This window comes from Petroclostridium sp. X23 (assembly GCF_030013905.1).
Taxonomy (GTDB): domain Bacteria; phylum Bacillota; class Clostridia; order SK-Y3; family SK-Y3; genus X23.
This window is the reverse complement of record NZ_CP124862.1, coordinates 328,066-353,692: the sequence shown is the minus strand read 5'-3', so window position 1 is coordinate 353,692 and position 25,627 is coordinate 328,066. Positions and strand designations below refer to the sequence as shown.

Below are 25,627 nucleotides of genomic sequence, written 5' to 3'. Positions count from 1 at the left end.
ATTTGTTCTATTACAGTATATTTTAAAACAAAGTTATTGATTTGTAAAGGTTTTTGTGAAATTTTGTGTTTATCATCTTATACTGGTACCGTCTTGTTCATTAGCCTGGTAAATATCACCCAAAGCTATTTTTTGACTATGTAAAAAGTTTGAATATTTTAATAATAACTCAGCACTTTTTTCAACACAATCTAAACATGAAAATTTTCTGCACTTTCTAATTTCATGACATTTAGTTGAACCGGCATGAACCAAAAAATATTGTTCCAACTTTTTCTCATGTCCCTCACATTCTTTTTCCAATAAAAATTTTGCCGCATAATATGCACCACATAGCCCCTCAGGAGCTCTTCCACGTCCATAAGCTTTGAACATTTCAACTATTTCATCTTTTAGTTTATATTTGTGTTCAAATGTACATATTATTGATTGTGCGCAATTCATCCTCTTATATCCATCAATACCAAGATAATGTCTTTTAGCTTTTTCTATCAAAATTTGTTCTCCTCCAATAAAAATCATAACATCAATTTATTTTGCCGCTGTGCTTAAAAATATATTCGTTAACATCAACGTTAACAAGATTAGCAACAACCGGACATTTCACTTTTAGCAGAAAAAAAACTTCTCTATCCACATCTGATAAAGTTTCAAAATTCCCTTGACCTTTACTAATGACAATATCGGCATGCCTAAATATATCTGAAAATTCCTTGCTGGATTCCTCTAATATCAAGCCTGGCGCATTGCAGCCAGTAGAAATAATGTTACAGTGTTCAGATAAACCGGAAGCATAGGCATCTTCATATGTAGCATCATTAATAATCGGTTCACTTCTGACAGCGTAAGTAATTTTTAATTGTAAAAGATCTTCTATTAATACCTTATCAAATACGGTTTCACCTGCATTATCTCCAATGATTAACAGCGTTTTTGCATTTCTAAATTGTTTTTCAAATCTTTCAATATCATTGATAGCAAATTCTTTTTCAAGTTCGTTTTCAATACATGCTTTAATATCAATATGATGATTAATAGCATAATCAATGATATTGCCCATAGCAGATACCTTTAAGGCCCAATATAATCTATTATCATATTTTCTATATAAAAAATGTTTTAATGATGGATAAAGGTCTTCTGCAAGCTCTATACTCTTTTCTTTAATTGTTTTATATGGATCGGCTATATCTGTATATTTTTTTATTATATTGTGCATATCTCTTCCTAATTCAGGTGAGTATTTATACCTTTTATACTGTAATACCAATCCAATTGTATCTTGCATTATTTTATCTTGTACATCCAATTCGTTTGTTATCATTCTGGTTGTCTCAAGCACTTGTCTTAAAAAACAAGGCAGGCAATCAAGATAAACCTCCATTACATCACCCCTGAAATTTTTATATCACATATGTATCTTTTCATTTTCTATCTTCTGAATTACAAATACAATATATCATTAGCAAACTTATTCTGTATTATGAACAGCTTTTAGTTTATAAGGGATCAAGTTATATTGCTTCTTTAAGCAATTGATATAAATCAGATATCTTTTTTTCAATATTTAAGGGTTTTAAATTCTGATCAGTCCAAGCGTGTGCTGTTTCTCCAATTGCAATTAAATCAGAAAAATGATCATATATTTCATAAGAGAATGCAATCCGCACACATGTCATTTTTATTATCCGTACCTTTATTATTATTTCATCCTCATATCCAGCCGGCTTTTTATATGAACATTTTAAATCTGTTAAAGGAAGTAATATCCCCTTTTCCTCAATACTTAAATAACTAAATCCTAGTTTCTTAAAAAACTCTGTTCTCGCAAATTCAAACCATACAGCATAGTTAGAATGATGTGCTATTCCCATTTTGTCAGTTTCCGCATATCTTACAATCAGTTCCGTTTTTGTTTCCAGCATTTTCATCACCTATCTCTTTCGTATTCCAATGCACAAGCAGTAAAACTATTTTTCAATTTTATTTCTTCTATAATAGTCTTCAATAGCTTTTTTTAACGCTTGAACACCAAGATTAGAGCAGTGCTGTTTATCTTCAGGCAATCCACCCAAAGCCTCTATAACATCCTCTTCTGTTAATTTCAATGCTGCTTCTATTGTCTTCCCTTTTGTAAGTACAGTTGTCATACTACTGGTTGCAATTGCTCCGGCACAACCAAAAACCATAAAGCTTATGTCCTCTATAACATGGTTTTCAACTCTAATATATATTATTAGATAATCTCCACATGAAGGATCACCACATTCACCTTGTCCATTTGCATCAAGCATGTTCCCTATATTCCGTGGACACATAAAATGATCAATTGCAATATCACTATACATTGAACCCGCTTCCTTTCATCACAATTCCCCTTATAATATATTTTTGGGCTTACGCCCATTTATTTTCCATTTAAAATCATACAACTATTTTAAGCATATGTCAATATTTATTAGTTTTTTTACTTCATACTACCTTATGAATGATAAGCAGAAGATATCATGCAAAAAAAGAGCCCTTCGTGAAGTGACTCTTTTCTGACGTAATTCTATTTATTCAAATAACACCTTACTATCAATCCATTCTTCCTCTTCTCCAGCAATTGCGCTTACAAAATTTCTGACCATTCGTATTAAGACATACTATCTTCTTTGATTGACACTCAGGACATAAATACTCACCATTAATAATTTTTTCAAAGTTTTCATAGCTTTCTTTCCACTCTTTCCCGCAATCAAGGCATTGGACCGGACAAATGTGGCGGGTGAAATTCCCGCCTTCTATACGTATAGCTTTTCCATTTATAATACTGTCAGCGATTTTTTCTCTTGCACTATTAAGTATCCGTTGGAAGGTTTGTCTTGAGACTTCCATTTTTACAGCACATTCTTCCTGCTCTAATTTTTCAAGATCCTTCAAACGTACTGCTTCAACTTCCTCAATCCGCAGAATATTTTCTTCTATATTATTTTTTTCTATGTCCAGAGGCACAAAATGCTGTATATTAGGAATAAATTCAACTTTTCTCCATTTAGGTGGTCTAGCCAACTTGCTTTCTCCCTTCAGAATTCTATTTATATGTTTATTCTATCATTTTGAGCACTTTAAAAAAAGAGGGTATTTTAATAAATTTGGATAAATAGAAAGCAGGCTCTTTATCTTTAGAACCTGCCGTCCGAAAAGAATCAGATATCTACTTTTCTTCATCAAAACTTTTTAAACGGTCCTTTACCTGTTTAAGCTGCTTCTCTAAGAATTCTTCTTGGTTCTTCAAGGTTGTTTTTTCATCATAAACTTGTCTATCCGTATAACCATCTCTTGGCCAACCTGGAAGTCCTACAGCACAAAACATTTTTCTAAATCCTCTGCCTCCGCCTATTCCTCTTCCAAATCCAACTCCATCATGTTTTACAAGACCAAACATTGCACGACCTGTGCAATAACCTGCCCCTCTTCCTGTCATAGACCCCATTCCCATTGGACCTGTAGCGTCTCTTCTTGGCATAATAAATCACTCCTCATTAAATATAATTATTGGCATATGCCCATTTACATTATAAATCTATTATGGGCATATGTCAATAATAACTTAAAAGAATATCTCTCTGAAGGTATATGTTTTTATAACATAATACAATATCATTCTGTAAAAATAATAAAAATATTGGTTATATGTATATTCATCTTGATTAATGTGCAAACATAAATAATAATACTGGTTCAATAAAATGATATAAGTTGGAGGACTTAAATGATTATTATATATCATTGTTCCGGTGGTACCCACTCATCGGTTCTTGCTGCGAATATTCATTTAGGAATACTGCCGGAAGATAGAATTCCTGACGCTGATGAAATGCTACAAAAAACAAACTTTGATAGGTCCAATAAAAAAAGATGGGGCTTAATAAATAAGGTTGGATATGATGAGCATGGAAGTCTTGTGTGTACTTTGGGAAGAAGATTTAGTATTGATATCACTATACAGGCACTTAACAGTTTGAGTATACTCTTTGATAAAAAGGAAGAATTACAGCTTATAAACATTCATAATGATGTAAATTTCCTTATGAAAATCGGCGGAACATTGTCGAGAGGTTTACACATGGTTGGTATGGGAAGGCCCATTGTTATCAAAGGATCTCAAGCTGTATATCCAAATATTGTAGAAGTGGTCAAGAATGTAAAACAACGGCTATATAATATATAAAAAAGTGCATTTAGCATAAGTCCAAATGCACTTTTTTCCGTTATATTTTAAAGTTCATATACCTTTTCTGAAGGTAAAACCCTTATATTGCTTGCTTCTAATTCTTTTACAGCCCGTTCTGGTTCTTCTACTCTTAGGATAACCATTGCTTCATTGGTTGTTTTCCCTACGAAAGCATACATATACTCAATGCCAATGGACGCGCTTTCCAAAACTTTTAATGCTGCAGCTAATCCACCGGGCTGGTCTACGACGGCAATGGCTATAACACTGGTGCAGCTTACTGTAAATCCGTTTTCCTTTAAAACCTTTTCTGCTTTTTCCGGCTGATTGACAATCAGTCGTAGTATACCGAAATCAGTGGTATCGGCAATGGATAAAGCACTAATGTCAATGTTATTGCCGCCTAAAATATCTGTAACTTCCGCCAAGCGTCCCGATTTATTTTCCAGGAATACAGAGATTTGCTTAACCAGCATAAATTACCCCTCCCTTAATATAATTTTTAACTTATTTTAAATTTCTCTTATCAATAACTCTCTTTGCTTTCCCTTCACTTCTCTCAATGGTCTTAGGCTCAACCAGACGGATCTTCGCGCTGATGCCTAATGTACTTTCAATGGCATGCTTGATTTTCTTTTCCAGATCTTCCAAGCGCCTTACCTCATCAGAGAAAAGCTTATCTGACATCTCAACAAGTATTTCCAGTGTATCCAAAGTACCGATACGGTCAACAATGAGCAAGTAATGCGGCGCTGTTTCACCGATTTCCAGCAATACACTCTCAATTTGTGACGGGAACACATTTACCCCTCTAATAATCAGCATATCGTCAGTACGTCCGGAAACTCTGGCCATTTTCACCAGTGTTCTGCCGCAGCCGCATTTTTCATAGGTTAAGGATGAGATATCTCTGGTTCTATAACGTATAAGCGGTAACCCTTCCTTGGTGACAGTAGTAAATACCAATTCCCCTTTTTCACCTTCCGGCAATACCTCTCCTGTATCAGGATTTATGATTTCCGGAATAAAATGATCTTCAGGAATATGTAATCCGTTTTGAACTTCACATTCATATGCCACACCGGGACCGATGATTTCACTTAATCCATAAATATCAATGGCCATGATTCCCAGTTTACTCTCTATTTCTTTCCTCATATTATTCGTCCACGGTTCTGCACCAAACACCCCTGCTTTAAGCTTTAACTGGTCTCTCGTAATCCCCATTTCTTCAAGCGTCTCCGCTAAAAACAGCGCATAGGACGGTGTACATGCCAGCAATGTGGTTCCAAAGTCTTTCATGATTTGCACCTGTCTGCTGGTATTGCCTCCTGAAATAGGGATAACGGATGCTCCTATTCGTTCAGCACCATAGTGCGCACCAAGTCCACCGGTAAATAAGCCGTAACCGTAAGCGACTTGTATGAAGGATTCTTTGTCTGCCCCTGCGGCAGTAAGCGTTCTTGCCATTACTTCAGACCAAATGGCGATATCGTTTCTCGTATATCCTACTACTGTTTGTTTTCCTGTTGTGCCGGATGAAGCATGGATTCTGACGATTTCACTTAACGGAGTGGCAAACAATCCGTAAGGATAGTTATCTCTTAAATCCTGCTTATAAGTAAATGGTAGCTTCTTCAAATCTTCTACCGTTTTGATATCCTCAGGAACCAATCCGGCTTGCTGCATTTTGTTACGATAAAAAGGTACGTTATGATAGACTCTTTTCACCGTATTGATTAGCCTTTCAGATTGTAAAGCGCTCATCTCGTCTCGTGACATGCATTCACATGTCTGGTTCCAATAGCTCACTCTCATGACCTCCTCAGTTCTAATGTATAGCTGCATTAAATGCATTAAAGATTTTCAACGTACTATCAGGATAAAACCGTCCAATATACTACGGGCGGACAGAGTCGTCCGCCCGTACAACATATGCCAATTACATCATATTAAATGATATGAGCGTTAGAATAGTTAAATTAATCTGAACTCATACTACTATACTTTATAATGTCCATTGTCCACTGTACATTATCCAAAGTTGTATCCTAATTCAAAAGCCGTTTTGTTCGCTTCTAAAAACTTAGCAGGAACAGTTTGCTCAATAGCCTTTAACCAAATCTCTTTATCAATACTAGTATATTTAGCCATTAATCCAATCAGTACAACATTCACAGCTTTCATATTACCTGCTTTTAGCGCAAGACTTAATGCATCAACCGTTGTAACATTACCGGACAGGTTCTTTACTTTTTCAATAATATTCTCCGGATATTGCGCACTGCCGATAATTACAGGCATAGGATCTATGTTCTGTGTATTAATAATCATTTTCCCATCTTTTTTCAGGTAAGGCAGCCATCTATATGCCTCCAATTCTTCAAAAGCAAGAATGATATCCGCTTCTCCTTCTGAGATAATAGGTGAATATACCTTTTCGCCATATTTTACATAAGTTACTACACTGCCGCCTCTCTGGGCCATTCCATGTACTTCAGAGACTTTCACATCATATCCCAGTTCTATTGCCGCATTTCCTAATATTCTACTGGCCAGCAAGGTTCCCTGACCTCCGACACCTACAATCATAATTGAACGATTAGCCATTGATATCACCCGCCTTTTCTATTGCTGAGAATTTACATACTTTCAAACATAGTCCGCATCCGTTACATAGGGTCACATCAATCTGGATCTTCCCGTTCTTATTTGAAATTGCCGGACATCCCAATTTCATACACATTTTGCAGCCGGTACATTTTTCTTGATTAATGGTTAGCGGGCCTTCGAATTTTACATGCTTCAATAATGCACATGGACGTTGTGTAATAATCACTGAAGGTTCTTGAACCGCTGTTTCTTCTTTAACGATTTTTTCAAACGCATCCACATCAAAAGGATCTACCACTGATATACGTTCCACACCAATTGCTTCTGCCAGTTTCACAAGATCTACTTGTTTAGTCGGCTCCCCTTTAATGGTTTTGCCTGTTGTAGGATTGTGCTGATGTCCCGTCATTCCTGTAATGGAGTTGTCCAATATGATGACAGTAGAACATCCTTTGTTATATACAATATCAATAAGGCCGGTAATTCCTGAATGCATAAATGTAGAGTCACCAATGACAGCTACCATCTTCTTGGCGAATTCTTTGCCTCTGGCTTTTTCCATCCCTTGCGCCGCACTTACGCTGGCACCCATACAAATGCATGTATCCATTGCCTCTAACGGCGGAAGTGCACCTAGTGTATAGCAGCCGATATCGCCGGTAACAACCATTTTTAATTTTTTGAGAACATAGAACATTCCTCTATGAGGACACCCCGGACACATTACCGGTGGTCTCACGGGAATAGGCTCATTGACACTGATTTTATCTTGATTTTTAATACCCAGTATTTTTTCTTTAATAATTTCAGCGCTGAATTCTCCTGTAATAGGAAGCAAATCTTTTCCTATCACTTCGCAGCCAAGTTTTTTGCAGTGATCTTCAAAAATAGGATCTAATTCTTCAACGACATATACTTTTTCTACTTGACTGACAAATTCTTTAATCAATTTCTCAGGAAGAGGATAAACCATACCAAGTTTTAAGAAAGAAACATTTCCTAATGCTTCTTTCGCATACTGATATGCAATACCGCTGGTAATCACACCGATTTTTTTGTCGCCCCACTCAATCTTATTCAATTCGCAATTTTCCGCATATTCTTGCAGTGCACTGATTCTATCTTCAACAATAACGTGTCTCTTTCGAGCCATTGCAGGCATCATAACAAATTTTTGAAAATCTTTTTTATATTCTTTTAGAGGAACGCTTTTACGTTCATTGAGTTCTACAAGACTCTGTGAATGGGATATACGTGTCGACAGTCTAACAATAACAGGTGTGTCGAATTTTTCACTTAATTCATAAGCCATCATGGTAAAATCTTTTGCTTCCTGGCTATCGGACGGCTCCAGCATCATAACTTTGGATGCTTTTGCAAAATGTCTGCTGTCTTGTTCATTTTGGGAACTGTGCATTCCCGGATCATCGGCAACTATAAATACAAGACCGCCGGTTACGCCTGTATATGAACACGTAAACAAAGGATCGGCAGCTACATTCAATCCGACATGCTTCATGCAGGACATGGCGCGTGCTCCCCCGATAGAGGCGCCAATGGCTACTTCCATAGCTACTTTTTCATTTGGTGCCCACTCGGAATATATTTCATCATACTTTGCAATTGTCTCAGTGATTTCGGTACTTGGTGTACCGGGGTAGGAAGAAACAACCGTAACTCCTGCCTCATATGCACCACGGGCAACTGCTTCGTTACCTAGCATTAATTTTTTCATCAGAAACCCCCACTTTTAGAATTGAGAATCTGGAACAATGATCACAAGTTCCATACTCAGATTTTCAATTTAAATTATTTATTTTAATAATTATAGCATTTTTTTATAAGTCTAGTCCATACATTTTCTATTAATAACACATGTATGTTAATGACTACATATCCAATCCAACTTCATTTGACTTGCTTATTTTAGTATTAAATACTTCAGCTACATGGCTATGCGAAAGTTTTGGTGTTATCAAACTTACCACCGGTACAGTAATAATAGAAACCAACATGGCAATCATTCCGAACAACGGCGCTTTACCGGCATCCATATTGTAAACCACTGCCAGGGTGATTGAAGTACCAAATCCACCAATCATTCCAAGCCATGCACCAAGCTTTGTAGTTCCTTTCCAATACAATCCGAAAAGGAAAGGACCAATAAAAGAACCGGCTACTGTTCCCCAAGAAAATGACATCAGTACCAATATCGCATTTGGCTTATAGGCTACAATAAATGAAAAAGCAATAAATACAAGACATAATATCTTCATGAGCATCATGATCTTCTCGTTCTTCATATTAGGGAACATATATCCTTTTACAAGGTCCATGGCAATCGCAGAGCTTGATGTCAATACGATGGAAGCCAATGTGGACATAGAAGCGGATAAAATCAAAAGAAGAATAATGCTCAACATCACTTCGGGAAGAGCCATCTTAAGAAGCTCCGGCATAATGATATCGAAATTGTCTTTTCCGTTTAGCATCGGAATTTTATTATCAAAATACAGTCTTCCGAAACTTCCTGCCAGATATGCGCCGCATCCTATCAGCATCGCAAAGCAGGTTGAAACAATGGTAGCTTTAGAAATCGATTTTTCATCCTTTATCGCGTAGAACTTATGGATCATTTGCGGAAGTCCCCAGCTTCCCAAACTGGTTAGTACGATCAATGACAATAGACTTAGCCATTTACCTCCACCAAAAACGCTCACCAATTGAGCGCCTTCTTCCGGAATTTGTGAAAGCCTTGATATTCCTTCGGTTAATCCGCCAACTGCAGGATTCATAACCACATAAAAGATCATGAGAACTACGCCGCCTATCATAATAATACCCTGAATAAAATCGGTCATTACGGTTGCGACATATCCTCCTAGCACAAGATAAATAGCAGTCAGAATTGCCATAAAGAGCATGCAGTACACGTAATCAAAGCCAAATATAGATGTAAAAAGATAGCTTAGTCCGGCATATACCGAAGCTGAATAAGGGACTAAGAAAATAAAAATAATGAGTGCGGAAAAGACCTTTAGTGCCTTACTATCATATCTTTTTTCAAAAAATTCAGGCATTGTTGAAGCATTCAAACGGTGGGTCATATCTCGGGTTTTTTTTGCCAGCACAACCCATGCCAGCAGGCTGCCGACGAGAGCATTTCCTACTCCAATCCAAACTGCGGAAGGGCCGAATCCCCAACCGATTTTACCGGCATACCCGATAAATATAACAGCGGAAAAATACGTAGTACCATAGGCAAAAGCCGATACCCACGGTCCCATCTTTCTACCGCCCAAAAAAAAGTCTTGTAAAGTTGACGCTTTCTTCATACTTACAAAACCTATTCCCAACATAAGCACAACATAGAGTGCTAAAAATATGAATTTTAACATACTACCATCCTCCCATAATACATTTAAGTTTTAATTTTATGAATCTCTACCCTACCGTACTAACCGTTCTAAAAGCATCTCTCTCAATGTGTTAACAACTTCCGAATTCGGATATGTGCTTCTTCCGTTAGGCTACCACTATTATTTTACATGATTTTAATCTAAAAATAAAGTGTCAATTTAATAGTATTCAAATGGGTCTATCGGCCTACTCCTATAATTAAGGAACAGCAAAATAATAACTTCCGATTTTTCAGCGGTTATTTTTCCGCCATGCGTCGTTGTCGACCTTTGCCATACGCCAGTATTGCCAAAGGCCTTCGCCTAGCCTGACGAAAAAATCCCTCGCTGAAAATTTCGGAACTTATTATTTCACTGTTCCTTAATTAAAAAGAAGTATTGTTTTATTCTTTTCCTAATAATAAACTATGCCTGGTGCATCAAATAGTTTCGTAATCAAAATATCAATTTAGGAAATTGATTGATAATTGATATAAATTATGGTAAATTTATATTACTAGATATTATCACTAGCTACCAAACTACTAATGTATCTTTAAGGAGGTATATATGGAAAACAAGTCAAATTCTAAAATAATTGGAGTAGGTACATACTTGCCGTATAGAAAACTGACTAATCAAGACCTTGAAAAGATGGTGGATACCAGTGATGAATGGATCGTCCGCCGTACAGGGGTGAGAGAAAGACGTTTATCAGAAGAAACCGAATTTTCCAGTAATATGGCTATAAAGGCTGTCGGAAATTTAATTGAAAGATATCGTGTAAACGTGGACGATGTAGATATGATTTTAGTCACAACCTTTACTCCTGACCACTTTTCTCCCACTGTTTCAGCGTTAGTTCAAGGGCATTTCGGTATGGAGAAATGCGGCACAATGGATATTAGTGCAGGGTGTACCGGATTTGTATATGCACTATGTGTGGCTGATTCTCTAATAACAGCGGGATACAGCAAAAAGATATTAGTCATTGCCTCAGAAACGGTTTCCAAAGCTGTTGATTATTCAGACCGGAATACCTGTGTGCTTTTTGGCGATGCAGCAGTGGCTGCACTCATTGTAAGAACTGAAGAAAAAGGAAATTTTATTTCATCTTACTTTTCTACCGACGGAAATTTTGGAGAAAAAGTATCTTGCAGCAATTTATCACAAAGTGTTAATGGACATGTGTTAGGCAAGAAAAAAACGTTCGAACAAGAAGGAAGATTTTTATACGAATATGTCCTTAAGAGTGTGCCAAATGGTGTTAGTAATCTATTAAAGAAAGCTGAATTGACATTGGATGATATCAATTGGTTTATCCCTCACAGTGCTAATTTACGCATGATAGAAGCTATTTGCAAAAGACTGGATTTTCCGATGGAGAAAACTTTAATAAGTAATGAATTGTATGGAAATACATCTTCTGCATCAATTCCTCTCGCTCTTTGGATAGCATTGGAAGAATCCAAGATTAGATCCGGTGATAAAATGGTGCTATACGGATTTGGCGGCGGGTTAACTCAGGGTGGAGTTATCATTGAATGGTGATAAGATATCTGCCATTTTACCGCAAAAAATAGCGGAACGGCACAGAGGCCGTTCCCTACATAGAACACCAAATTCCATTTATACATGATTTACAATTCGTAGGGAACGCCCCCCCCGTGGCGTTCCGCTATCTTGCAATATCCAATTATTTAATTCAACTTATTTAGATCCTATCTTTAAACTCTTTTAAAATAGTGCAAGCTTTTTTCCAGCTCCTTCAGCTTAAATACCATGATTTCGATAGTTTCGTCATCGGTATCTTGTGAGACAGCTTCTCTCACACTATCTTCAAGATCAAACATCTCTTCTTGAATCATTTGAATATATTCAAGCAATTGCAGTCTTGTGTATCGGTATTTCTTATCATATTCAATGGTTCTTGCGGTAAGTGCCCTATTTTCTGTGATAGAATATTTTTCATGCTTATCCGGAATAATGCACTCAATATTGAATTGATCTTTGATCTTGTCAGACAGAACTTTTTGTGCCTCTTCTTCCCCATGAACAATAAATATCTTTTTGGGTTTACCGCTAAAGCCGCTTAGCCAATCCAGCAATCCTTTCTGATCGGCATGGCCCGAAAAGCTTTCAATAGATTCTATTCGTGCATGAATAGATATCTCTTCACCAAAAATACGTACTTTTTTTGCGCCTTCCAGAATTCTTCTGCCCAGTGTACCTTGTGCCTGATATCCTACAAACAGGATAGTGCTTTCCGGCCTCCAAAGGTTATGTTTCAAGTGATGCTTAATTCTACCTGCTTCACACATACCGCTGGCCGAGATGACAATCATCTTTTCGTCTTTCTCATTTAGCTCCTTGGATTCTTGAGCAGTCTTTGTAAACTGCAGTGTAGGAAAATCAAGAGGATTATCACCATTTTTTATATATTCTCTTGCTTCTTCATCATAGCAATCAAGATTATTCCTAAATACTTCGGTAGCAGATATAGCCAAAGGGCTATCTACATAAACCGGAATATTGAATAATTTTTTAATTTTCTCATCGTATCTGGACAATTGCTTATGCAATTCATAAATGACTTCCTGCGTTCTTCCTACTGCAAAGGAAGGGATAACTACATTTCCGCCTTTTTCAATGGTTTCAATGATGATATTTACAAAATCACTTATCTTCTCATCAGATTTTTTATGAAGCCTGTTACCATACGTAGATTCTATAAACAGATAATCGGCACTTTCGATGATGGTTGGATCCCGTAAAATGGGAATATTTCTATTTCCTAAATCACCTGAGAATACCAGTTTTATTTCTTGTCCGTTCTCGTTGACCCATATTTCAAGAATAGAGGACCCCAGTATATGTCCTGCGTCGCTGAAACGTACGGTAATATTCCCCGGAAGCCTGACATACTCGTCATATTTTACCTTCTCAAAGCATTCTATGCAGTCTACCGCATCCTGATAGGTATATAAAGGGTCTATTGGTTTTTTGCCTGCCCTAAGTCTCTTTCTGTTTATCCATTCATATTCCGTTTCCTGAATATGGCCGCTGTCGGGAAGCATGATTTCACATAGCTCAACAGTGGCTTTGGTGGCAATGATTTTATTTCGGAATCCGTCTTTATACAATTTCGGAATTCTGCCGCTATGGTCTATATGGGCATGTGTCAATAATACATAATCAAGTTCCGATGTATCAAAAGGGAAAGGTTCAAAATTCAAATCCCGGTCTCCATCATGGCCCTGAAACATTCCGCAGTCGATAAGTAATTTTTTATCGTTAACTTCGAGGTAATAGCATGATCCTGTTACGGTTTTGGCTGCTCCTAAAAAAGTAATATTCATAACCCCACTCCAATCATATATTATTCTATATTATCCTTCTACTCTATTTATTCGACAAAAGATATATCAAATCCTGCAAATTATTTTCTTTTATTACATACTTTATGTCTCATTGGGTTGGAGATTACTTATCAATTTTCTTTAGTGCAATTGCAATCATAAGTGCTATAGCATTTTTTACATCATCCATATCTAATATTTCTCTGGGTGAATGAATATATCGGGTAGGTATGGAAAGCACACCTGATGGGATACCGCCTTTTGTCAAATGAATCGCACCGGAATCCGTACCGCCTCTTTCCAATACTTCCAACTGATAAGGAATCTCATTTTCTTTAGCGGTATCCACCATCAAGTTGCGCACAAACGGGTGTGTGATGATAAGACTGTCTTTTACTTTTACGGCAGGTCCTTTGCCTAGCTTTAATGCCATAGGTTTTGCACCGGGGATATCCCCCATTCCGGTAACATCTATCGCAATGGCATAATCGGGACTGATAGAGTAAGCAGATGTTTTTGCACCACGCAGTCCAAGCTCTTCTTGTACGGTGAAAACAAAGTATAGATCGTTATGATTATCTTTTATAGACTTTATCACTTCAATCAAAATATAGCATCCGATACGGTCATCCATGGCTTTGGAAGATACTTTATTGAAGTTCTGATGAAATTCCCCGGTAAAGCAAGCGGCATCTCCGATATTCACCATTTTTTCCGCTTCTTCTTTGGATGACGCACCAATATCTACAAACATTTTTTCTAGCTTCAGATTTTTCATTTCTTCAATTTTTTCCTCATAGCCTATAATACCGATGGTGCCATTTTCAAATATGACTTTTTGAAACAATGAATAATGGGGTGAAACCCCTCCTATATTTGAGAACCTCAAGAAGCCATTATCATCGATAAATGTAACGATGATCCCGATTTCATCCATATGCGCCGCAAACATCAGCTTTTTTCCGTTCCCTTTTTTTCTGGCAATCAGGTTTCCTAATGGATCTACGCTGATTTCATCCACATAATCTTTTATTTTTTCTATAAGCAATTCCCGTATTTTCTCTTCATTACCGGATGGCCCGTAACATTGTGTCAATTCTTTTAATAAGTCCATCATTTTATTACCTCCGAATAATTTATATTTGTATTCTCTAGCTCTTTAAGGAACAATGCGACAATTTTACTGCATGTTTCAAAATCATCCAGACTCATTACCGATACCGGTGAATGGATATATCTGCATGGAACTGAGATCGCAGCCGTAGGGATGCCCTCACCGGTCAAATGAATTTTACCGGCATCATTTCCCCCAAAAGTAGTACGTTTGTACTGTACCTTTAAATTGTTACTCTTAGCTAAGTTATAAAGCATTCTTGCAAGCTTTTTATCGGAATAGGAGGTTCTGTCCATAATAGATACGGCAGGACCATCCCCTAGCTTTGTTGCGTATTCATGTACCTCCGCGCCGGGAACATCCGAACAAGTTGTACCTTCTACTACCAACGCAATGTCCGGTTTTACGGTATATGCAGTTACACCGGCACCCCTTAGTCCAACCTCTTCCTGCACTGTGAAGCATGCATATAAATCAAAAGCATACCTATTTTTTAACATTTCTATCAGGATGGCACAGCCTACACGGTCGTCCAATGCTTTGGCTTTCACTAACCCATCCCCAAAAGCTACGTATTTACTGTCAAAGGCAATATAATCTCCCGGTGACACTTTTTTTTCCGCATCTTCTTTATTTCTCGCTCCGATATCTATATACATACTTTTAACTTTTACTGCTTGTTTTCTTTCTTCCGTACTTTGAAGATGAATAGCCTTTAAACCGATCACCCCGGGAATCCTATCAGCACCTATAAGGACCTTCTTAGAGAGTAGAATTCGGGCATCTATGCCCCCTACCGTTTTGAACTTTATAAATCCGGTGTCAGTAATGGAACTGACAATCAATCCTACTTCGTCCATATGAGCAGATAACATAATTTTTTTATCGTTACCTGCTTTGCCTTTTTTGTATGCAATCACGTTTCCCATACGGTCTACTGTAATATGATCACAATATTCCTTTATTTCGCTTAATATGATTTCTCTTACCTCATTTTCATTCCCCGACAATCCGTTAGCTTCAGTCAATTTCTTTAATAGCATAGCAGCTCCTCCAATTCTCCTTCCAGCTTTCGAATAAAAAACGCTAAAAGTTTTCCGGTATTCACGATATCATTGAAGTTTATTGTTTCAACGGTAGTGTGCATGTATCTAAGCGGGAAAGAAAGCAGCAGCGTAGGAATTCCGGAGCGTGTCACTTGTATGGCCCACGCATCGGTGCCCGTATTCCCCGGCTCCACATCTATTTGATACGAGATATTATACTCTTTTGCGATGTCCGTCAGTCTTTTTGAAAGCTTAGGATGTATATTGGCTCCAATGGTGATGACCGGCCCTTTCCCCGTTGAAAAAGTTTCATCTTTTGACGCGTCCGGGGTTTCTCCATGACATACATCAACAGCGATACCAATATCAGGATTGATATGATACGAACTTACTACAGCGCCTCTGGTACCTACCTCTTCCTGTACGGTAGCTACCGCATATACTTCAACATCGGTTTTCATGGTTTGCAATTCTTTAAGACATTCAATAAGCACAATAATTCCTGCTCTATCATCTAAAGATTTACCACATAAATAACTGTTCATTAGCTCTAAAGGCATGGAATGGAAAGTGATGATATCCCCTATATTGATTATCTCTTTAACTTTTTCTGCAGAAAAACCTGCATCTATGGCCATATCTTCCATTTTAACAGCTTTGTCTGTATCTTCCGGTGCTTGCAGGTGCGGTGGTTTTGCCCCAATCACACCATAAATGCTTTCTTTCCCATGCACCATGACTTCCTGTCCAAGCAATATCCGATGGTCAACCCCTCCGATATTTGTAAAACGAATAAATCCTTTTTCATCTATTTCTTTTACCATTAATCCGATCTCATCCATATGGGCAGCCAGCATCACTTTATAGGGATTGTCTTTTTTAGATCTTATTACTCCAATGACGTTCCCCATACTATCTTGGTTAACAAAATCACAATATTGCTCAAAAGCTTTCTTGATTAGGGAGGAATATATATATTCATATCCCGAGACACCGGTAGAACTGCTTAAACTCTTTAATAACTCCCGTGTATTCATGTTGTCACCTCATTTACTTATTTTTTATGCTATGTTTTAATTTATTTTTCTACTAATATTCACAAAGTACTCATTAATATATTATTAACCAAATCCACGAACTGTGAACCGTGAACTGTGAACTACAACACTAGTTATCTTATTAGATATTGGCACTTTTTTCAATATTATTAATATATTAATATTGGAAAAAATAAATTTCCTCTATTTTCTATGAAAATACTATTGACATAAACATAAATTTATCGTATACTAAATTTCGTCGCTGCGGCAGACAAGTTTCTTAGGTAATGATTAATAATATGCCTCTGTAGCTCAGTCGGTAGAGCAGGGGACTGAAAATCCCCGTGTCGGTGGTTCGATTCCGCCCGGAGGCACCATTAAAGGCAATTAACAATAAATACTTCTAGTATAATAAATATTTAGTGTGAATTGTTAAATCTATATTATGCTGATGTAATGGATTTTGTTTAATGATGCATGATATGTAGTTATAATGGCTTTAAGATTATTAATTGTTAATTAAATACACGTGCTGGTGTAGCTCAGTAGGTAGAGCAGCTGACTTGTAATCAGCAGGTCGGGGGTTCAATTCCGTCCACCAGCTCCATAATCAGGAGGGGTTCCCGAGTGGCCAAAGGGGGCAGACTGTAAATCTGTTGTCAGTGACTTCGATGGTTCGAATCCATCTCCCTCCACCAGAATAAACCCTTATATACTATATGATACAGTATATAAGGGTTTATTGCTGTTTCCAATAAAGTCGTTTTCGCTTAATCTTTAGTAATATTAACATTCGAATGTTCCAATGATGTTTTTACATCCTCCGTAAGTAAATCAATCATCATCTCCTGATATCCCGCATGCGTTTCATCCTTTAGAATAGCAGCCATTGCTTGAAGTTGTTCATCTTTGATATTTCTCATTTTATTTAACCGGGCACTATTAATAATTTGATGAGACCGTGATTTTAAATAGCTGTCCTTATCGTATCGCCATAGTACCAATTGCGCCTTATACCTCTGCTTTAATCGATCAGCAATCAATAATCCTTCCGGGTCAAAATCTCCGGAATAAAAAATAATGGTTCCTTCTTTCACCAACATGTCCAATAGCACTAGAGATGCTATTTTTACCTGTCCATAGCTGCAAAGCATGGGAGGATAATATTCTTTACACCGGTAATATACTTCTGAAAAAACACTGGGATTTTCAAATACAAATATCTTACCCGTTGGACTGATGATTCTGGTGATGCTGGTTAAATTGATTAAAGATACCTGCATCGGTTCTTTATTATTATAATATCCTCCCCAACCTTCATGGACACTGTTTTCTTTATACGCTTTTAGGCCGCAGCACACCGTAAAATTGGAAATCTCATCTTTCAGAATACCGGCTTGGAAGAAGAGCTCTGCTTTTTCTTCAGCATTCTGTGGCTTTTTTATATTAAGACGATGCATTAAAGCATATTGAAACAGTTGTCCGCAGTCGGTATTCTCATCAAATTGGTGGGGATTTTTTGATATTTCAGCGGCGAATACTGCCAATGGGATTTTTTTCTTTTTTTCCAGCGGAAGACGATTTATCGCTTTGCAGGTGATGTCTATATCTTTAAGCACCTTTTCACGACCTAGATCATATCTTTTTACTAATATCACATAGCAGCCGCATTTTTCTCTATAATTATTATCCAGCCATCGGGCAGCAGGGGTATCCTCATAACGTTTTATGATACTGTTAAAGAAAAGATCCCTTCGCTCTAAATACATATTGGCTGTTTCCTTATTGGATAATAGTTGACTTTCAAAATATTTTTCCAAAATATCTTCCAGCTTTAATCCTGCAAATCTGGTCCTTTCCAGTGCCTTCTGAAATGTATCCACTTTTATAATCGCAGATTTTTGCTTTGTATAGTCTTTTCGCAGAAAACCTGATAACGCATCTTTTTCTTTTTCAGACAGATTGGTTACCTGAATGGTTCCCCCTATCGTCCCTAAGGACTTATATTTGTCTTTCATCTTACTAAATACCCTCTGGAAGCCTTCATGCGCTTTAAAATACAGGATACATTTCTCTAATTGTTTTTCATGTTCCATCGTGCATTCCCCATTCTTAATTGGTTACCAATTCCTTTACCCTTCCGTTCAAATAGTGTGGGCTCGAGGGATGCACCTTCTACAAAAAGATTTTCCAGTTTGATAGTCATACGTTCAATTTCAACAGCATACTCGGAAAGCTGATATCTGAATTGTTTATTTTTGAATTCTTCAACCGTAGCCGCCTTTGTGGTATCCTGAACCGCCACAAGGTTACCCCATTCCACCAGCACATCCAAATCCTGCTTGCATTGATCAAGGGTATACTCTCGAAACAGTTCATGCTGTCTTAATTCACCATATACCTCTTCTTTATACATCCAATATTTGATTTTCTCATATTGCACATAAAAATATCTTAAAATAGGGCGGTACCGCCATGTGTTTTCCGTCGCAAGATATTTCGTTTCGGTAATTCCCTTTGTGAGCTTCATATTGATTTCCATATTTCTACATCCTTCTCAACCCTATTACTTTAATTATTGCCTGTATTATACCATTTTAAGCTTTCATGGGCAATAATCCGCGGATTTTCTAATACATGCAAAAAAAGACTATAGTTTCCTACAGTCCTTTTACAATTCCCTTATATACTTTTCCTCTTTCCTCAAAATTCTTAAACATATCAAAACTTGTACTTGCAGGTGATAATAAAATAATGTCTCCACTCACCGCATTTGAATAGGCTGTTTTGACAACTTGTTCATAAGTGCTGCATATAAACACCGGGATATCTTTTCCCTTTCCGCTTCTCTGCACTTCATCCTCAAGCGCTTTTTTTATCTTTGAACCGGTAGGACCGATGAGTATAAGGCACTTTACGTTATTTACCAAGGCCTCTCCTATTTCATCATAAGGTATATTTTTATCTTTGCCTCCGGCAATAAGAATGACTTTTTGGTTGAAGGTATTAAGGGTTGCCATGGTTCTGTTTGGGCTGCTGTCAATGGAACTGTTATAGAATTTGATTCCGTTTAGTTCTCTCACTAACTCTATACGATGCTCCACACCGGTAAAAGTGCCCGCCACTTTCTTTATGCTTTCTGCACCGGCTAATCCCCAGACCGCACCAGTTGCTGCCATATAGTTTTCAACATTATGCATTCCAGGCAAGATAATATCCGCTACATCCATTGCTTTATGAGTACTTCCATCCATATTTACACAGATTGATTGGTCTTGGATGAATACTCCTCTTTCAAGACCGTTTTGCCTGCTAAACATTACAACTGCCCCTACTGCTTCTTTTTCAAAATCTCTTGTGATAGCATTGTCAAAATTAATGACAAGCTTTCCGGATTTTGATTGATGTAGGAAAATATTCTTCTTTGCGTCAATATATTCTTCCATTGACTTATGTACATCCAAATGATTCGGCGTTATATTGGTAATTACCGCGACATCAGGACTTGTTCTCATAGTATGCAGCTGAAAGCTGCTTAGTTCCAAGACTACTTTATGATTCTCCTTTATGTTCTCAATCTCACTTAATAACGGAGTGCCGATATTCCCGCCCAGCCAACAGTGATATCCTTCTTGCTTTAAAATTTTATGGATCAACGTGGTGGTGGTGGTTTTACCGTCACTGCCGGTAACCGCAATGATAGGCGCGGGACATAATTCAAAGAACACTTCCATTTCCGAAGTAACTGTGCTTCCCTTTTCTCTTGCTTCCAAAAGTTCAGGGATATCATATCTCATTCCGGGCGTTTTGAATATGATTTCATGACTGATATTACTAAGATAATGATCACCCAGTGAAAAACTCACACCCAATGCTTCCAATTCATCATATACTTCCTCAAGCTGCCCCTTAGACTTTTTATCAAATGCGGTAACATTTGCTCCCAGTTTAATAAGAAATTTAATCAATGGCGTATTACTGATTCCTATGCCTATCACTGCTACTTTTTTTCCTGAAATGCTTTTTTTAAACGTTTGAAATTTCTGATTCACGGATTATCCCCCTAATGTCCATTATTAACTACTGCAACTTCCTGTAAAAATATATGCTAAATATTGAATATTATTGACAAAATATCAGTATGATATAATTCAGGCCTTTACTTTACCATTATTAAACAACATTTTTATATTGTCAATACCACAAATTTCTGAGAGATTTTTTAAAAAAACTATTGAAATTCATTAGAAAATGTTGTAGAATAGTTAATGTTCTCTCTATGCGAGAATGGCGGAATTGGCAGACGCGCTAGCTTCAGGTGCTAGTGGGGGCAACTTCGTGCAGGTTCAAGTCCTGTTTCTCGCACCAGTGTTGATGAGGGTTTGAGGAAATCGAAAGGTTTTCTTGAACCCTTTTTTCATAAACTTCTTTCAAATCTTCTTTCAACCACGTAACTTCTTTCGAACTTCTTTCAGTCATCAGTCTACCGAAGTAAAATTACTGAAAAGTTTATTCATTTGAGTTGCAACATTCTTTTTCATATCAACATCAATATGAGAGTAAATATTTGCTTTTGCAGGCTTAAAATTCTTTATAAGCTTTAGTGTTTTTTCCATTCTTCTAACCTCCAATATAGAGCTATAGATTAACATATTAATTAAAAAACCTAACCAACTGTATCAATTTATCGTTTTCATCTTTTTGGAGAACCATGAATCCATTATTAGTATAAAACTCTATCAGCTTTGGCTTATCCAAACATTCAATAAGTACAAATCTGCCGCCAACCAGTTCCTGCACTTGCTCAAGGATATTAATTGCATAGTCAATAATTTCTTTTCCAGTAATTTCGGTTTTATATAAATCATTTTTGCCTAATTGTCCGATTAGGTATGCTGATACATTAGTTGCTTTATTAAAAAGTCCATCCAACTGTTTTATCTTGGTTTTGGAAATATTAGATCCAATAAATAATGTCTTAAGAGAAATGGTGAAATATGCAATGATGATAACTTGTTGATTTGCCAATGCTTCCTCGTCTACAAACAGATAAGTTCTACTCTTAGACCTTTTTTCATAGTGCATCGCTCTTGCTCTCAAAAAGTTTTGAACATCAGGGTCTTTCTCACAAAAAAATTAGAAACAGCCGAGTTAAATACTTCTTCTTCAACTGTTTCTATCAGGTTTTTGAGCGAGAGAACGATCGCCTTAATAGCGAAGAACTCCTTTCCAATTCTGAAACAACATCAATTTTCTTGTGATCCGATTTATCAATTTCTTTGTTAAGACTCTTTAACAAAACATCCATTGACTCATTGTTATTAATAACTATTTTCTTGTCAAATGATACTGTTGCCATTAAATCACCTCTCTTAATTACCTTTATTATAGCACAGCACTAGCTACTGCAAAGATATTCATTTAGTATTATTATATGCAATAACAATATATTCAGCAATCAAAAACAAGGCACAATTTTTCCAATAATATTATAATATGATTAACCATAAAAAAAGGTTCATGTTAGAACTGTTCATACAAAACGATCCCCTCATTTTTCACCTTTGTGTAAAATGGCATATCATCTTGATACTTCATAAACTTACTTTGAGGTACAAAAATTGGCGATACAAGTGCATCCTATTTCATGTTGATTTCTGAATCGATTTCTATAATATCGTGCTTATATTTTCTTATCGCTGTATCATCCTCATCAACCATTACTAAAATATCTATATCGGATTCTGCATCATAGTCTCCTCGTGCATAGGAGCCAAACAGGATTACTTTTTTAAACTTATCTCCAAACACAGGTTTTACTTTTCTTACAAATTCACTTGTGATCTCTTTAACTTCTTCCTGGGTCTTTGTTGAAAGGACAGCCATAACAACACCACTTTTTCTGACTATATTCTTATTATAGCCAAAATATATTTTTTTGTCTAACATGATTATTACAAATTTTGCCTAACCGAACTAAAGCTTCGAATTTTTTTAAAACTGATATTGGAAATAAAGGCAGTAATATCGGCATTTTGCGGCTGAAAATCTTCTAACAAATCTTCTAACAAACGCATAAACACACACACATTTTCGATTATCAATAATCGTTGGAATTTTTTTTTATGCGACTTGTAACAGACTTCTAACAAATGCACTTATAAAGAAGCTGCTTTACCGACTTGCTCCTGAACTTATTTTTCTTGGGTAATGAAATATTCTCTAACGGATTCGTACTGACGAGATTCATATCAATCGCATGATTGAAAAAACTTTGAAGTAGTATTTTATGCTTTCTTAATGCCTGTCCAGATAAACCACTCTTACCATCTAAACGCCCTGTTTTGAACTTTTCATCAAAGCATCTCTGGAAATCTATTGTTTTCGACTGTTGGAGTAATGTCTCTTTATCAAAATATTTTTTGAGATGAGCGTTAAGTATTATTATGACATAGCCGTTCATTCATAAAAAATAAATTACATCCGAATGTTGCCTAACAAGATTAAGTTTTTTAATTTTGAAAAACTGGTATCTAGGATAAACTAATAATATCTGTAAAATACAATATAACTGGCTTTTTAGCATCTTTTATAATACAATAAAGAGACAGAAATCGATGCCTAGGATGTAACTTTAAATTTCTGATCATGTAAAAAGCCGTCCACTTTCGTAAACGGCAAATCTCTTCAAATTAAGGTAGTAATCGCTCAAGATTAACTACCTGCCTTCACCTTTAATATCACTATACTCATATAAGAATCATTTTTCAAGAAAAAACATCCCCCTTCGGGGGGAAAAACCTTTTTCTTACCCTATGTTTCCTAAAGGCTTGTTTTTCATTTTATTGCTTCACTGACTTAGCATATAAATCCCATATCAACCATTCCAATGTTTTCTTTGCATGTACACAAAAACGTTCGTCTAAATCCCAAATAGACTGATTCTTTCCATTTTTCTTTGCACTTAAAGGACAGCCGCCCCCACATATGCCAAGAGCAGAACAATCTACACATTCGTCCATATTAACAGGTGTTCTCCGGCTCCATTCTAAGTATACATCATCTTTCACTGGATCAAACTCTAAATTATCAATCGTTGTAGGGAAATAATCTCTGTTATACAAGTAACCATGACATATTCCAACTTGTCCATTAGGAGCAATAATTATTTGGTTACCACCAACAGCAGCACAATCATATAAATAAATTTTAGCATCAACAAATGCTTTTGCCTTACGCATAATCCTATCTTCATAAATACCTTTTTTTCTAAACACCTCAAATGCATTAAGAATAAATTCTGAAGCTTCTTCGTTGTATTCTTCAGAGACAGAAAAAGTTTCATCTGTCATAATAATATTAAACCCTAAACTTTTAATATTATACTCATCAACCATTGTCTCTATTTGAGACAAATCCTTAATTGTTTCTTCTGTTAAGGTAACAGATAAACTACAATCTATTTCGGCCTCAGTGGCATTTTCAACTCCTTTAATTATATCACGGTAAGCTTCATCACCATTTCTATATTTTCTGCAACTATTTTCTACAGCAGTTGCTCCATCTAATGATATACTTACCGACACATTCCGCTCTTTTAATATTTGGGCAATTTCTTTAGATAAAAGTGTTCCATTAGTAATCATCGAAACCGTGGTTCTTTCCGGTAATCGTTTATCGGCTTTATATTCATCAATCATATCCAACAAATATTGGACCACTTCAAAATTAGTTAATGGTTCACCACCATAAATAATAATCGCTTTCTCATCCTCAAATGAGTCCATATCTAATAATATTTGTTTAGTAAAAAAATCTAATCCTTGCTTTACAGTTTCTTTCGTCATAATTTTCTGTCTTATAGCGTTCTCGTCCATACTATTTTCTATAAAGCAATATGAACAAGCTAAATTACATAACTCTGACATAATAAAATAAGCCACTTGTATAGACGGTTTAGGAAGTTTCTCTCTCAACATATTGAGAACTTTTATATCGTAGTTTTCATCTTCAATAATAATTTTATTATTTTGAAGTGCTTTTAAAAGCAAAGTCATTTGTTGTTTATAAGCCTCTGGCAGATTATCAATTGCTTGCTCAGAATTATCAGCCAAAACTATTTCTTGAATATATTTATGATATTGCTCATTTACATAAACTGGCTTCATTCGTAATGAATGATAATAAGCATATACGTTATCTTTTTCAAATATTGATGTGTATTTTGATAATTTCATTTCTTTGCTCCTTTAAAAAAAGGATATTACTATTTCTTTCTTAATGGAACATCGGTCTTTCCACGTAGTCAGAAATTGTAGCATCCTTTTGACAAATTTATAAATTTTATGCCGCCCAAACCTCTTCTGATTTAAATTCTGAATTATCAGGATCTGGCACCATGCAAGAGCAACGATTACAAGCTACACATCTGCATTTGCATCCACCTGTGATTTCTATAGCTTCAACGTTAACCTCTCCAAAAATTTCCTTTTTTGTTTCATCCATAGGAATAATAAAACTCATTGCTATCCCTCCTTTCGCCATACAAAACTGTTCACCGCTTAGTTCCAATCTACGATAAACTCATCATCTCTGTTTTTGCAAGGACAACCTCGGCAAGAACTAATACATTTAGGTGTAGCACTACATCCCAACTTACTTAATTCTCCCAACATCATTTCATAATTAGAACTTTCCGGTACATAAAATGCTTGGCTCATTCTTCTCACCGCTTTCTCTAATATGTTTTTAAATTTTTATGTATTATTGCTAGAATTCATATGTATTATAGCAAATATAATTTTTAAAAGCAAACACATAGAAACTCAAGAAAAATAG

The 25,627-nt window shown here is 36.3% G+C and carries 27 protein-coding genes and 4 tRNA genes; 6 read left to right on the top strand and 25 right to left on the bottom strand.

Annotation, left to right across the window (positions count from 1 at the left end; all coding sequences use genetic code 11):
• Window positions 1-72 precede the first annotated feature (72 nt).
• The 6 genes from QKW49_RS01720 to QKW49_RS01695 all read right to left on the bottom strand — a co-directional run bounded on the left by QKW49_RS01720 (window position 73) and on the right by QKW49_RS01695 (window position 3,511).
• Entirely contained in the window at window positions 73-495 is a 423-nt protein-coding gene (locus tag QKW49_RS01720) for a C-GCAxxG-C-C family (seleno)protein (RefSeq protein WP_282865871.1), read from the bottom strand.
• A gap of 31 nt (window positions 496-526) precedes the next feature.
• A complete protein-coding gene (locus QKW49_RS01715) occupies window positions 527-1,384 on the bottom strand; it encodes an ARMT1-like domain-containing protein (RefSeq protein ID WP_282865870.1) in 858 nt (285 codons plus the stop codon).
• Between the two features lie 130 nt (window positions 1,385-1,514).
• Window positions 1,515-1,931, bottom strand: a complete 417-nt coding sequence (locus QKW49_RS01710; protein ID WP_349239065.1) for an acyl-CoA thioesterase — start codon at window positions 1,929-1,931, stop codon at window positions 1,515-1,517.
• A gap of 39 nt (window positions 1,932-1,970) precedes the next feature.
• On the bottom strand, window positions 1,971-2,348 hold the full coding sequence (locus QKW49_RS01705; RefSeq protein ID WP_282865869.1) for an iron-sulfur cluster assembly scaffold protein: 378 nt from the start codon (window positions 2,346-2,348) through the stop codon (window positions 1,971-1,973).
• Window positions 2,349-2,580: 232 nt separating this feature from the next.
• Window positions 2,581-3,054, bottom strand: coding sequence for a DUF134 domain-containing protein (locus tag QKW49_RS01700; protein ID WP_282865868.1), 474 nt, complete (start codon window positions 3,052-3,054; stop codon window positions 2,581-2,583).
• Between the two features lie 145 nt (window positions 3,055-3,199).
• Window positions 3,200-3,511 (bottom strand): DUF5320 domain-containing protein, encoded by a 312-nt coding sequence (locus QKW49_RS01695; protein ID WP_282865867.1) that lies wholly within the window; start codon window positions 3,509-3,511, stop codon window positions 3,200-3,202.
• 246 nt (window positions 3,512-3,757) lie between these two features.
• Here QKW49_RS01695 and QKW49_RS01690 point away from each other — a divergent pair, with 246 nt between their 5' ends.
• Window positions 3,758-4,216 carry a DUF3189 family protein gene (locus QKW49_RS01690; protein WP_282865866.1) on the top strand — a complete coding sequence of 153 codons (459 nt, stop codon included), beginning with the start codon at window positions 3,758-3,760 and terminating at the stop codon, window positions 4,214-4,216.
• A gap of 47 nt (window positions 4,217-4,263) precedes the next feature.
• Here QKW49_RS01690 and QKW49_RS01685 read toward each other — a convergent pair whose 3' ends face one another.
• From QKW49_RS01685 to QKW49_RS01665, 5 genes are all read right to left on the bottom strand, one after another.
• Window positions 4,264-4,695, bottom strand: coding sequence for an ACT domain-containing protein (locus QKW49_RS01685; RefSeq protein ID WP_282865865.1), 432 nt, complete (start codon window positions 4,693-4,695; stop codon window positions 4,264-4,266).
• A gap of 31 nt (window positions 4,696-4,726) precedes the next feature.
• The gene (locus QKW49_RS01680) at window positions 4,727-6,031 is read right to left on the bottom strand and encodes a phenylacetate--CoA ligase (protein ID WP_282865864.1); all 1,305 of its coding nucleotides are present in this window, start codon (window positions 6,029-6,031) and stop codon (window positions 4,727-4,729) included.
• A 222-nt stretch (window positions 6,032-6,253) separates the two neighbouring features.
• Window positions 6,254-6,829 carry an indolepyruvate oxidoreductase subunit beta gene (locus QKW49_RS01675; RefSeq protein WP_282865863.1) on the bottom strand — a complete coding sequence of 192 codons (576 nt, stop codon included), beginning with the start codon at window positions 6,827-6,829 and terminating at the stop codon, window positions 6,254-6,256.
• Window positions 6,822-8,567: an indolepyruvate ferredoxin oxidoreductase subunit alpha gene (iorA, locus tag QKW49_RS01670; protein ID WP_282865862.1), complete on the bottom strand. Its 1,746-nt coding sequence runs from the start codon at window positions 8,565-8,567 to the stop codon at window positions 6,822-6,824. Before iorA ends, QKW49_RS01675 begins: the two co-directional genes overlap by 8 nt.
• A 154-nt stretch (window positions 8,568-8,721) precedes the next feature.
• A complete protein-coding gene (locus QKW49_RS01665; RefSeq protein WP_282865861.1) occupies window positions 8,722-10,230 on the bottom strand; it encodes a sodium/solute symporter in 1,509 nt (502 codons plus the stop codon).
• Window positions 10,231-10,800: 570 nt separating this feature from the next.
• On the opposite strand from QKW49_RS01665, the gene QKW49_RS01660 reads away from it, so the two are divergent.
• Entirely contained in the window at window positions 10,801-11,781 is a 981-nt protein-coding gene (locus tag QKW49_RS01660) for a ketoacyl-ACP synthase III (RefSeq protein ID WP_282865860.1), read from the top strand.
• A gap of 176 nt (window positions 11,782-11,957) precedes the next feature.
• Here QKW49_RS01660 and QKW49_RS01655 read toward each other — a convergent pair whose 3' ends face one another.
• From QKW49_RS01655 to QKW49_RS01640, 4 genes are all read right to left on the bottom strand, one after another.
• Window positions 11,958-13,589: an MBL fold metallo-hydrolase gene (locus QKW49_RS01655; RefSeq protein ID WP_282865859.1), complete on the bottom strand. Its 1,632-nt coding sequence runs from the start codon at window positions 13,587-13,589 to the stop codon at window positions 11,958-11,960.
• Window positions 13,590-13,713: 124 nt separating this feature from the next.
• Window positions 13,714-14,706: a M42 family metallopeptidase gene (locus QKW49_RS01650; RefSeq protein ID WP_282865858.1), complete on the bottom strand. Its 993-nt coding sequence runs from the start codon at window positions 14,704-14,706 to the stop codon at window positions 13,714-13,716.
• Complete coding sequence (locus tag QKW49_RS01645) at window positions 14,703-15,746, bottom strand: M42 family metallopeptidase (protein ID WP_282865857.1); 1,044 nt, start codon at window positions 15,744-15,746, stop codon at window positions 14,703-14,705. The genes QKW49_RS01650 and QKW49_RS01645 overlap by 4 nt, the downstream gene beginning before the upstream one ends.
• A complete protein-coding gene (locus QKW49_RS01640) occupies window positions 15,737-16,786 on the bottom strand; it encodes a M42 family metallopeptidase (protein WP_282865856.1) in 1,050 nt (349 codons plus the stop codon). Before QKW49_RS01640 ends, QKW49_RS01645 begins: the two co-directional genes overlap by 10 nt.
• Window positions 16,787-17,090: 304 nt before the next feature.
• On the opposite strand from QKW49_RS01640, the gene QKW49_RS01635 reads away from it, so the two are divergent.
• The 3 genes from QKW49_RS01635 to QKW49_RS01625 all read left to right on the top strand — a co-directional run bounded on the left by QKW49_RS01635 (window position 17,091) and on the right by QKW49_RS01625 (window position 17,487).
• Window positions 17,091-17,166 (top strand) — tRNA-Phe (locus tag QKW49_RS01635).
• A 154-nt stretch (window positions 17,167-17,320) separates the two neighbouring features.
• Window positions 17,321-17,396 (top strand) — tRNA-Thr (locus tag QKW49_RS01630).
• Window positions 17,397-17,402: 6 nt separating this feature from the next.
• A tRNA-Tyr gene (locus QKW49_RS01625) sits at window positions 17,403-17,487 on the top strand.
• Between the two features lie 72 nt (window positions 17,488-17,559).
• Here QKW49_RS01625 and QKW49_RS01620 read toward each other — a convergent pair.
• The 3 genes from QKW49_RS01620 to murD form a co-directional block, all read right to left on the bottom strand.
• Complete coding sequence (locus QKW49_RS01620) at window positions 17,560-18,885, bottom strand: TIGR02679 family protein (protein WP_282865855.1); 1,326 nt, start codon at window positions 18,883-18,885, stop codon at window positions 17,560-17,562.
• Window positions 18,864-19,331, bottom strand: a complete 468-nt coding sequence (locus tag QKW49_RS01615) for a DUF2397 domain-containing protein (RefSeq protein WP_282865854.1) — start codon at window positions 19,329-19,331, stop codon at window positions 18,864-18,866. The genes QKW49_RS01620 and QKW49_RS01615 overlap by 22 nt, the downstream gene beginning before the upstream one ends.
• A gap of 118 nt (window positions 19,332-19,449) precedes the next feature.
• Window positions 19,450-20,841, bottom strand: coding sequence for a UDP-N-acetylmuramoyl-L-alanine--D-glutamate ligase (murD, locus tag QKW49_RS01610; RefSeq protein ID WP_282865853.1), 1,392 nt, complete (start codon window positions 20,839-20,841; stop codon window positions 19,450-19,452).
• A gap of 229 nt (window positions 20,842-21,070) precedes the next feature.
• On the opposite strand from murD, the gene QKW49_RS01605 reads away from it, so the two are divergent.
• Window positions 21,071-21,157: transfer RNA gene (locus QKW49_RS01605), tRNA-Leu, on the top strand.
• A 110-nt stretch (window positions 21,158-21,267) separates the two neighbouring features.
• Here QKW49_RS01605 and QKW49_RS01600 read toward each other — a convergent pair.
• The 7 genes from QKW49_RS01600 to QKW49_RS01570 form a co-directional block, all read right to left on the bottom strand.
• The gene (locus QKW49_RS01600; RefSeq protein WP_282865852.1) at window positions 21,268-21,405 is read right to left on the bottom strand and encodes a hypothetical protein; all 138 of its coding nucleotides are present in this window, start codon (window positions 21,403-21,405) and stop codon (window positions 21,268-21,270) included.
• A 37-nt stretch (window positions 21,406-21,442) separates the two neighbouring features.
• The gene (locus tag QKW49_RS01595; RefSeq protein ID WP_282865851.1) at window positions 21,443-21,874 is read right to left on the bottom strand and encodes a hypothetical protein; all 432 of its coding nucleotides are present in this window, start codon (window positions 21,872-21,874) and stop codon (window positions 21,443-21,445) included.
• A 94-nt stretch (window positions 21,875-21,968) separates the two neighbouring features.
• Complete coding sequence (locus tag QKW49_RS01590; RefSeq protein ID WP_282865850.1) at window positions 21,969-22,148, bottom strand: hypothetical protein; 180 nt, start codon at window positions 22,146-22,148, stop codon at window positions 21,969-21,971.
• 281 nt (window positions 22,149-22,429) lie between these two features.
• Window positions 22,430-22,675 carry a nucleotidyltransferase domain-containing protein gene (locus QKW49_RS01585; RefSeq protein WP_282865849.1) on the bottom strand — a complete coding sequence of 82 codons (246 nt, stop codon included), beginning with the start codon at window positions 22,673-22,675 and terminating at the stop codon, window positions 22,430-22,432.
• A 956-nt stretch (window positions 22,676-23,631) separates the two neighbouring features.
• Complete coding sequence (locus tag QKW49_RS01580) at window positions 23,632-25,026, bottom strand: FibroRumin system radical SAM peptide maturase (RefSeq protein WP_282865848.1); 1,395 nt, start codon at window positions 25,024-25,026, stop codon at window positions 23,632-23,634.
• 106 nt (window positions 25,027-25,132) lie between these two features.
• Window positions 25,133-25,312: a hypothetical protein gene (locus QKW49_RS01575; protein ID WP_282865847.1), complete on the bottom strand. Its 180-nt coding sequence runs from the start codon at window positions 25,310-25,312 to the stop codon at window positions 25,133-25,135.
• Window positions 25,313-25,350: 38 nt separating this feature from the next.
• Window positions 25,351-25,509 (bottom strand): hypothetical protein, encoded by a 159-nt coding sequence (locus QKW49_RS01570; protein ID WP_282865846.1) that lies wholly within the window; start codon window positions 25,507-25,509, stop codon window positions 25,351-25,353.
• Window positions 25,510-25,627 lie beyond the last annotated feature (118 nt).